This is a genomic window from Kitasatospora sp. P5_F3 (assembly GCF_054049135.1).
On record NZ_JBFUMY010000149.1, the window covers coordinates 1 to 7,948 of the forward strand.

At 70.9% G+C, this 7,948-nt stretch carries 12 protein-coding genes and 1 tRNA gene; 11 read left to right on the forward strand and 2 right to left on the reverse strand.

Features of this window, described 5'->3' with window-relative positions; all coding sequences use genetic code 11:
* From ACXJMZ_RS36520 to ACXJMZ_RS36540, 5 genes are all read left to right on the forward strand, one after another.
* The coding region (locus ACXJMZ_RS36520) for a DUF3566 domain-containing protein (RefSeq protein WP_457034305.1) at positions 1-420 on the forward strand (420 nt) is incomplete at its 5' end.
* 87 nt (positions 421-507) lie between these two features.
* Entirely contained in the window at positions 508-1,869 is a 1,362-nt protein-coding gene (locus ACXJMZ_RS36525) for a class I SAM-dependent methyltransferase (RefSeq protein WP_457034306.1), read from the forward strand.
* Positions 1,870-1,885: 16 nt separating this feature from the next.
* Positions 1,886-1,962: transfer RNA gene (locus ACXJMZ_RS36530), tRNA-Ile, on the forward strand.
* Positions 1,963-2,077: 115 nt separating this feature from the next.
* Complete coding sequence (locus ACXJMZ_RS36535; RefSeq protein ID WP_457034313.1) at positions 2,078-2,371, forward strand: DUF6191 domain-containing protein; 294 nt, start codon at positions 2,078-2,080, stop codon at positions 2,369-2,371.
* Positions 2,372-2,572: 201 nt separating this feature from the next.
* On the forward strand, positions 2,573-2,701 hold the full coding sequence (locus tag ACXJMZ_RS36540; RefSeq protein ID WP_014137031.1) for a DLW-39 family protein: 129 nt from the start codon (positions 2,573-2,575) through the stop codon (positions 2,699-2,701).
* Between the two features lie 69 nt (positions 2,702-2,770).
* Here the strand turns inward: ACXJMZ_RS36540 and ACXJMZ_RS36545 are convergent, their stop codons facing one another.
* Complete coding sequence (locus ACXJMZ_RS36545) at positions 2,771-3,616, reverse strand: DUF5324 family protein (RefSeq protein WP_457034307.1); 846 nt, start codon at positions 3,614-3,616, stop codon at positions 2,771-2,773.
* A gap of 135 nt (positions 3,617-3,751) precedes the next feature.
* Between ACXJMZ_RS36545 and ACXJMZ_RS36550 the strand changes: the two genes are divergently transcribed.
* Both ACXJMZ_RS36550 and ACXJMZ_RS36555 read left to right on the forward strand, forming a co-directional pair.
* On the forward strand, positions 3,752-4,276 hold the full coding sequence (locus ACXJMZ_RS36550) for a peptidylprolyl isomerase (RefSeq protein WP_457034308.1): 525 nt from the start codon (positions 3,752-3,754) through the stop codon (positions 4,274-4,276).
* Between the two features lie 90 nt (positions 4,277-4,366).
* A complete protein-coding gene (locus ACXJMZ_RS36555) occupies positions 4,367-5,254 on the forward strand; it encodes a rhomboid family intramembrane serine protease (RefSeq protein WP_457034309.1) in 888 nt (295 codons plus the stop codon).
* Between the two features lie 296 nt (positions 5,255-5,550).
* On the opposite strand, the gene crgA is transcribed toward ACXJMZ_RS36555, so the two are convergent.
* Positions 5,551-5,805, reverse strand: coding sequence for a cell division protein CrgA (gene crgA / locus ACXJMZ_RS36560; protein ID WP_057228623.1), 255 nt, complete (start codon positions 5,803-5,805; stop codon positions 5,551-5,553).
* A gap of 293 nt (positions 5,806-6,098) precedes the next feature.
* Between crgA and ACXJMZ_RS36565 the strand changes: the two genes are divergently transcribed.
* From ACXJMZ_RS36565 to ACXJMZ_RS36580, 4 genes are all read left to right on the forward strand, one after another.
* A complete protein-coding gene (locus ACXJMZ_RS36565) occupies positions 6,099-6,776 on the forward strand; it encodes a DUF881 domain-containing protein (protein WP_457034310.1) in 678 nt (225 codons plus the stop codon).
* Between the two features lie 70 nt (positions 6,777-6,846).
* The gene (locus ACXJMZ_RS36570) at positions 6,847-7,020 is read left to right on the forward strand and encodes a hypothetical protein (protein WP_457034311.1); all 174 of its coding nucleotides are present in this window, start codon (positions 6,847-6,849) and stop codon (positions 7,018-7,020) included.
* Between the two features lie 53 nt (positions 7,021-7,073).
* A complete protein-coding gene (locus ACXJMZ_RS36575) occupies positions 7,074-7,736 on the forward strand; it encodes an aminodeoxychorismate/anthranilate synthase component II (RefSeq protein ID WP_057228628.1) in 663 nt (220 codons plus the stop codon).
* A gap of 3 nt (positions 7,737-7,739) precedes the next feature.
* Positions 7,740-7,948: hypothetical protein (locus tag ACXJMZ_RS36580; protein WP_457034312.1), on the forward strand; the 209-nt coding region annotated here is incomplete at its 3' end.

Below are 7,948 nucleotides of genomic sequence, written 5' to 3' on the forward strand. Positions count from 1 at the left end.
CCGGCGGCCTCCGCCGCGCGCCGCCCGGGCCCCGCCGGGCCGGCCGGCCGGGTCCGCAAGGCCCGGCTGCGGGTCACCAAGGCCGACCCCTGGTCGGTGATGAAGGTCAGCTTCCTGCTCTCGCTGGCCGTCGGCGTGGTCATCATCGTGGCGACCGCGGTGCTCTGGATGACCCTGGACGCGCTCGGGGTCTTCGACTCGCTGGGGAGCACCCTGAAGGAGATGACCGGCAACGAGTCCGCCGGGGCGATCGACCTGATGGACTACGTCGGGTTCGGCAAGGTGATGATGTTCACCATGCTGATCGCGGTGGTGGACGTGGTGCTGATGACCGCACTGGCCACCCTCTCCGCCTTCATCTACAACACCGCGGCCGGGTTCACCGGTGGCATCGAGCTCACGCTGGCGGAAGAGGACTGACGCTCCGTCGGTTGTTTTTGGCCAGCTTCGGCCTCCTGTTCGGAGATCGGAATCTGCGGGCCCCGAAGGCTGTTCCAGCCGCGTGGCATGGGTCAGCTCGCAACACAACTGCTCGGGGCGGTCGAGGACTTGCTCGGGGCCAGGATCCCGCTCCGGGTCCGGCTCTGGGACGGCAGCGAGGCCGGCCCGTCCGAGGGCCCGCTGGTGGTGTTGCGCAACCGCCGGGCCCTGCGGCACCTGATCTGGCAGCCCGGCGAGCTTGGCCTGACCAGGGCGTACGTCTCCGGCGACCTGGACCTGGCCCCCGGCGCCGACCTGTACGAAGTCCTCTCGGCGGCAGCCGAGTTCGCCGAGCGACCGGACATCCTCCGGCTCCGGCTCGGCCCCCGGGACGTGGTCGGCCCGGTCGGGCGTCGCCTGGTCGGTCTGGCCCTGCGGGCCGGGGCGCTCGGCCCGCGGCCCACTCCCCCGCCGGAGGAGGCCAGGCTCGGCGGCGGCCGCGCGCACAGCCGGGGCCGCGACCGGGCCGCGATCAGCCACCACTACGACGTCGGCAACGAGTTCTACCGCCTGGTGCTCGGCTCCTCGATGGTCTACTCCTGCGCCTACTGGGAGCCCACGGCCAAGAGCCTGGAGGACGCCCAGGCCGCCAAGCTCGACCTGATCTGCCGCAAGCTCGGCCTGCAGCCCGGCATGCGCCTGCTGGACGTCGGCTGCGGCTGGGGCTCGCTGCTGCTGCACGCCGCCGAGCACTACGGGGTCCAGGCGGTCGGCGTCTCGATCTCGGCCGAGCAGGTCGCACTGGCCCGGCAGCGGGTCGAGGCAGCCGGGCTCGGTGACCGGATCGAGGTCCGCCTGCAGGACTACCGGGAGATCTCCGACGGCCCGTTCGACGCCATCTCCAGCGTCGGCATGGCCGAGCACGTCGGCACCGTCCAGTACCAGGTCTACGCGAGCGGCCTGTACGAACTGCTCGCCCCTGGCGGCCGGCTGCTGAACCACCAGATCGCCCGCCGCCCCGACCTGCCCGGTATCCCGTACAGCCCGAGTCCCTTCATCAACCACTACGTCTTTCCCGACGGCGAGCTCTCCCCCGTCGGCGCCACCGTGGGGGCCCTGGAGGAGGCGGGCTTCGAGGTCCGCGACCTCGAGTCGCTCCGCGAGCACTACGCCCTCACCCTCCGCGAGTGGGTCGCCAACCTGGAGGCGCACTGGCCCCAGGCCACCCGCCTGGTCGGCCACGGCCGGGCCCGGGTCTGGCGCCTGTACATGGCCGCCTGCGCGCTGGCCTTCGAGCAGAACCGGATCGGGGTCAACCAGATCCTTGCCGTCCGCCCCACCGCCACGGGCGCCAGCAACCTGCCCGCCACCCGCTCCCAGTGGCTCGCCGCAGCCCCTGAGCTGGGCCCCGCCGATACGGATTTGGGAGATCGGCCGTCGGTCCGCTAATCTTTCAGTGCGGCAAGGGCCTATAGCTCAGACGGTTAGAGCGCTTCCCTGATAAGGAAGAGGCCACAGGTTCAAGTCCTGTTAGGCCCACCACCGCAGAAGGTCCGGAGTGGATTTCCACTCCGGACCTTCTGGCGTTTCCGGGGCGGGCGCCGGAGGATGGGGATCTGCCGAGCTTGGGGTGAGTGGTGTGGCGATCTTCTGGGCGATGAGTCTGCCGGGGCTGGTCTGTGCGCTGGTGGTGGTGGCGCTTCTGGACCAGCTGGCGCTGCGGGCCGGGCGGGCGAAGTGGGTGCCGTGGCGGGGGACGGGGCGGGAGGGGCAGATCTCGGCGACCGGGTTCGAGCAGCTGCACGCCCAGTTCGCGGCCGGGAAGCAGCACGAACTGGAGCAGCGCAAGACGACGTTGATGCTGCGGGACGAGGAGGGCGACGGTGCTCCGCCGCTCGGCCCGGTGGATCTGGACGGGGGCCGGGCGGTGCTGCGGCTGCCCCGGCGGTAGTTGTACGACAGGAGGCACGGCGTCAATCCCGGGTGTCGGCCGGGCGGTTGACGAGTCGCGGTGACCTCTCGGGAACGGGTTACCGATGTGTATCATCGGCCGCAGGGCGGTCTGCACTCCGGCCGCCGGTTCGTGCTCGTACATACCGAGGGTCCGCGGTTCTCTGGGCCCATCCACAGCAAGAAGGACGAGGTCCCCGCGGTGAAGAAGCTTCTCCTGGTCGCCCTGGTCGCCCTCGGCGGCTTCTTTGTCTACCGTCAGGTCCAGGCGGACCGCGCCGAGCAGGACCTCTGGACCGAGGCCACCGACCCGGTCCCGGCCGGTCGCTGACGCGACGGACGATCTTTCGCGGGTCGGTCCCGGCCCCTCCGCGGGGGCCGACCCGAAGTCTCCGGCGGGTCAGTGCGGCTTGCGCGGGTCGTGCGGCTTCGGCCGGTCCTCGTGGGTGGGGTCCTCGGGGTCGGCGCTCGGCGAGGGCGTGGAGGCGGCGGTGGCGCCGGTGCCGACCGGGCCCGAGCCGTTCAGCTGGGACTCGGGGCCGCCCTCGGTGGGCTCGGTCAACCACTGCGGGTTGCTGCGACTGTGCCACCACTGCCAGGCGATCAGGCCGGAGACGATCGCCAGCGCGCCGGTGACGGCCAGGCCGGTGGCCCAGCCGTGCCGCTGCTGCTTCCTGACGTTCCTGGCGGCCAGCTCGCTGATCTCGGCGGCGCTGACGTTGCCCTGCAGCGCGGTGAACGCGGCGGCGCCGCGCAGCTGGGCCTCCTGCGCGACGGGGGTGATGCCGGCCCTGGCCTGCTCGACCGCCTCGGTGACCCGGGGGAGCACCGTGACCCGGGCCTGGTCGGCCGCCCGGGTGGCGGAGAGCTTGGCCGCCAGGGCGGCCTCCTGGGCCCGGTGTACGGCCTTCAGGGTGGTCTGCTGGGTGTGCGGCGGCAGCGACCCGAAGGCGTGCTCCAGCTGTGGTGCGAGGTGCTTGACGTACTGGACCCTGGCGGCCTGGGCCGCCTGGCCGGCGCCCGCCTTGGCCTGGCTGCCGGCCGCGTGGACCTTGGGGCCGAGGCGGTGCCTGGCTTCGTCCATGACGGCCGCGTAGTGGTAGGCGGTCTCCTTGGCGGTGGCGGCATAGGGCGCGAGGGTGTCCCTGGTCTTGTCGGCGGTGTCGCGGGCTGAGTCCAAGCGGGTCACGAGCTTCTCCTCCTCGGTGGCGTCCTGTATGCACATTTCCACCTGATTGGAGATCATGCATGTCAGTTTGTCCCACGGCGCGCCGGGTTGCTCCGGAAGCGGGTGCCGAAAGGAGTGCTCTGCCCCGGACGGCGGACAGATCATGGGATGATTCGAAGGTCAGTTGACTGAGAGAGACAAGGAAGGCACACCGTGGCCGAGGACCTGATCGCGACCCTGAAGACCAACCGCGGCGACATCGTGGTCAAGCTCTTCCCGAACCACGCGCCGAAGACGGTTGCCAACTTCGTGGAGCTCGCCGAGGGCACCCGTCAGTGGACCGACCCGCGCACCGGCAAGCCGTCGAACGCGCCGCTGTACGACGGCACCGTGTTCCACCGTGTGATCAAGGGCTTCATGCTCCAGGGTGGCGACCCGCTGGGCACCGGCACCGGTGGCCCGGGCTACAAGTTCGCCGACGAGTTCCACCCCGACCTGGCGTTCACCAAGCCGTACCTGCTGGCGATGGCCAACGCCGGCCCGGGCACCAACGGCTCGCAGTTCTTCATCACGGTCGAGCCCACCACCTGGCTGACCAACAAGCACACCATCTTCGGCGAGGTCGTGGACGCGGCCAGCCAGAAGATCGTGCAGGAGATCTCCGAGGGCCCGACCGGCCGTGGCGACCGCCCGGTCAAGGACATCGTGATCGAGTCGGTCGAGATCAGCCGCGGCTGACGATCCGCCGGCAGTAGCCTTACGGTCCCGGTGGTGCCCCGCTGCGCGGTGGTGCCACCGGGACCAGTCGTATGAGGGAGGGGACCGCAGATGCTTCCGGACGAGCCGGCCAGGACCGGCGCCGAGGGCGGCCACCGGCTGCCCGGCTGCTACCGGCACCCCGAGCGGGAGACCGGCATCTCCTGCGGGCGCTGTGGGCGGCCGATCTGCCCGGACTGCATGGTGAGCGCCTCGGTGGGCTTCCAGTGCCCGGAGTGCGTCCAGGGCGGCCGGCAGGGCGTCCGGCAGGCCAGGACCAGGTTCGGCGGGCTGCCGGTGGCGGACGGGGCGCTGGTCACCAAGACGCTGATCGGGCTCAACCTGCTGGTCTTCGTGCTGACCGAGTACATCCGGCCGGAGTGGTGGGACACGCTGGCGCTGCAGAGCGTGGTGCCGCCGTACTGGTACGAGGCGTACGGGGTGGCCGCCGGTCCGGACGAGTGGTACCGGCTGGTGACGGCGATGTTCGTGCACAGCGGGGTGGTGCACCTGGTGATGAACATGGTGTCGCTCTGGGTGCTGGGCCCGCAGTTGGAGCTGGTACTCGGGCGGCTGCGGTTCGGCGGTCTCTACCTCGCCTCCGGGCTGATGGGCGGGGCCTTCTCGTACCTGTTCGCCGGGGAGAAGCTGAACTCGGTCGGTGCCTCGGGCGCGATCTTCGGGTTGCTCGGGGCCACGGCGGTGCTGTACCGGGTCAGCCGGGTGCCGCTCGGGCCGGTGATCGCGCTGCTGGTCTTCAACGTGGTGATCACGTTCTCGGTGAAGGCGATCGACTGGCGCGCGCACCTCGGCGGGCTGATCGCCGGGGCCGTCACGGGGGTGGGGCTGATGTACGCCCCGCAGGCTCGGCGCGGGCTGGTGCAGGGCCTCACGGTGGCCGGGGTGCTGGTGGCGGCGGTGCTGATCGTGGTGCTGCAGACGGCCCGTCTGAACGGTTGATGACCGAGCCCGGGCGGGGTTTGTCCACAGTCGGTACCGGGGTACGGACGGCCGATGTCAGTGGGAACTGCTACGGCCTCGGTCTACGCGCGTCCCGCTGCTAATTCGCCCGGAATTCGGAGAAAGCTGCGGAGTTCGAACGGAAAAGTTATCCACAGGCCGGGTCGACTTTTCCCCAGTGTGGATAACCGTGTGGACAACCCGATGGTCCGATCACCCGGACGTCCCGTTCCGCACGCCGAAGCACCGCTCCGGGTGACCGGAGCGGTGCTCGGGGAGAACTCAGCGGGGGAGCGTCACTTCCACTGCGTGGAGACGCCGAAGCCGGCCGCGATGAAGCCGAAGCCCGCCAGGATGTTCCAGTTGCCCCAGTCCTGGATCGGCCAGCTGCCGCTCGTCACGTAGTAGGTGACGATCCAGACCAGCCCGATCAGGAACAGCGCGAGCATCAGGGGCGCCACCCAGCTGCGGCCGGAACTGAGCTTCACCGCTGTCGTGCCGGACGGCGGCGGGGTGTAGTCGGACTTCTTGCGGAGTCGAGACTTCGGCACGAGGGGATCTCCTGTCGATGCGCTGTGACCGCGCAGGGTGCAGCGGGGGCGGGCGGCTGTGGGGACCGGGCAGTACGGGAACGGTCGGTCCGGGCGTCCACGGGCCGAAACCCGCAGCATTGACCGGACCGGTGCTCCGCACATGCCACCGGCGTCCGTTAGCGTAGTGGCTTGCCGGGTCGTAAGGAGATAAGGGTACGGTGCCGAATTCCACGATTCCTTCCCGTTCCGGGCCGGAGCGGGCTCCGCGCACCCGAATTGTCGGACGTGCCCTGACCTGCGCCGTGTTCGGCATGGCCGGTCTGCTGTTCTACATCAGTGCGGACACCGCCCGCGGCACCGATCTGCGGACCGACAACTCGCTGCTCAGACTCAGCGACGTGATACGCCAGCGGAGCACCCAGAACCAGCAGGCCCAGGCCGAGCTCAGCGACCTCCAGGGGCAGGTGGACGCGCTGGCCAAGGGCCGGGGCCAGAGCCCGGCCGAGGTCGACCGGCTGACCGTGCTCCAGCAGGAGGCCGGTCTGCAGGCCCTCCAGGGCCCCGGGCTGACCGTCACGCTCAACGACGCGCCCCCCACCGCCACTGCCCGGCTGCCCGGCATCCCGGCCCCCGGCGTCAACGACCTGGTGATCCATCAGCAGGACATCCAGGCCGTGGTGAACGCGCTCTGGCGGGGCGGTGCCGAGGGCATCCAGGTGATGGACCAGCGGCTGATCTCCACCAGCGCGGTCCGCTGCGTCGGCAACACCCTGCTGCTGCAGGGGCGGGTCTACTCCCCGCCGTACGTGATCAAGGCGGTCGGGAAGACCGACAAGCTGCGGTCCGCGGTGAACGCCGACCCGACCATCGCCAACTACCTCCAGTACGTCGAGGCGTACGGCCTCGGCTGGAAGGTCCAGGAGAGCAACGACCTCACGGTGCCCGGATACACCGGAACGGTCGACCTGCGCACGGCTTCCGGTCAGTAAGGCGACAGCGCCCCTGGCCGGCGGGGGCCGCCGTCTACTCTTGACCCCGACCCGAACTCCGAGGAGCACGATGTACGGCTGGATCTGGCGGCACCTGCCGGGGAACGCTCTCGTCCGCGCGGCGCTTTCGCTGCTGCTGGTGCTCGGAGCGGTCTACGTCCTGTTCCAGTTCGTCTTCCCGTGGGCGGAACCACTGCTCCCCTTCGGCGACGTCACGGTGGACGAGGGCAGCGGCGTCGGCTGAGCCGCGCCCCCACCCACCGGCCCGACCAGTACCAGCCCAGGAGTAGCGCACCGATGACCGCCGCAGGCAACCCGCCCCGGATTCTCGTGGTCGACAACTACGACAGCTTCGTCTTCAACCTGGTCCAGTACCTCTACCAGCTCGGTGCCACCTGCGAGGTGGTCCGCAACGACGAGGTGACGGTGGATCACGCCGTCCGCCGGGACGGCGCGCTGGGCTTCGACGGGGTGCTGCTCTCCCCCGGCCCCGGGGCGCCAGAGGAGGCCGGGGTCTGCATCGAGATGGTGCACCACTGCGCCCGGATCGGGCTGCCGCTGTTCGGCGTCTGCCTGGGCCTGCAGTCGATCGCGGTGGCGTACGGGGCCGTGGTCGGCCGGGCGCCCGAGCTGCTGCACGGCAAGGTCTCGCCGGTCACCCACCGGGACGGCGGGGTGTTCGCCGGGCTGCCGTCGCCGCTGATCGCCACCCGCTACCACTCGCTCGCGGTCGAACCGGCCACCGTGCCGGCCGGTCTCGAGGTCACCGCGGAGACCGAGAGCGGCGTCATCATGGGTCTGAGGCACCGTGAGCTCCCGGTCGAGGGCGTGCAGTTCCACCCGGAGTCGGTGCTCACCGAGGGCGGGCACCGGATGCTGGCCAACTGGCTGGCCGAGTGCGGCTACCCGGAGGCGGTCGGCCGCTCGGCCGGGCTCGCCCCGGTGATCGGCCGGGGCTGAGCCGTGACGGCGGTACGCCCGGAGGGGCGCGCGCAGGGTGATGCGGCGGGCGGAGCGGGTGACTGGGGGGTCTACGAGCCGGTCGAGGACCAGCCCTGGCAGGACGACCGGACCATGCAGCTGCGGGTGGTGCCGTCCCAGGTGCTGCCCCCGCCCGGGCGGCGGGCCGACCGGCGCCGGACCGCGCTGAGCTCGGGCAGCGGCCGCCGCCG

Coding starts and splice junctions, on each gene's coding strand:
- ACXJMZ_RS36525 (WP_457034306.1), top strand. CDS start 508: ATGGGTCAGCTCGCAACACAACTGCTCGGGGCGGTCGAGGACTTGCTC.
- ACXJMZ_RS36535 (WP_457034313.1), top strand. CDS start 2,078: ATGAGTCTGCCGGGGCTGGTCTGTGCGCTGGTGGTGGTGGCGCTTCTG.
- ACXJMZ_RS36545 (WP_457034307.1), bottom strand. CDS start 3,616: ATGATCTCCAATCAGGTGGAAATGTGCATACAGGACGCCACCGAGGAG.
- ACXJMZ_RS36555 (WP_457034309.1), top strand. CDS start 4,367: ATGCTTCCGGACGAGCCGGCCAGGACCGGCGCCGAGGGCGGCCACCGG.
- ACXJMZ_RS36565 (WP_457034310.1), top strand. CDS start 6,099: ATGGCCGGTCTGCTGTTCTACATCAGTGCGGACACCGCCCGCGGCACC.
- ACXJMZ_RS36570 (WP_457034311.1), top strand. CDS start 6,847: ATGTACGGCTGGATCTGGCGGCACCTGCCGGGGAACGCTCTCGTCCGC.
- ACXJMZ_RS36575 (WP_057228628.1), top strand. CDS start 7,074: ATGACCGCCGCAGGCAACCCGCCCCGGATTCTCGTGGTCGACAACTAC.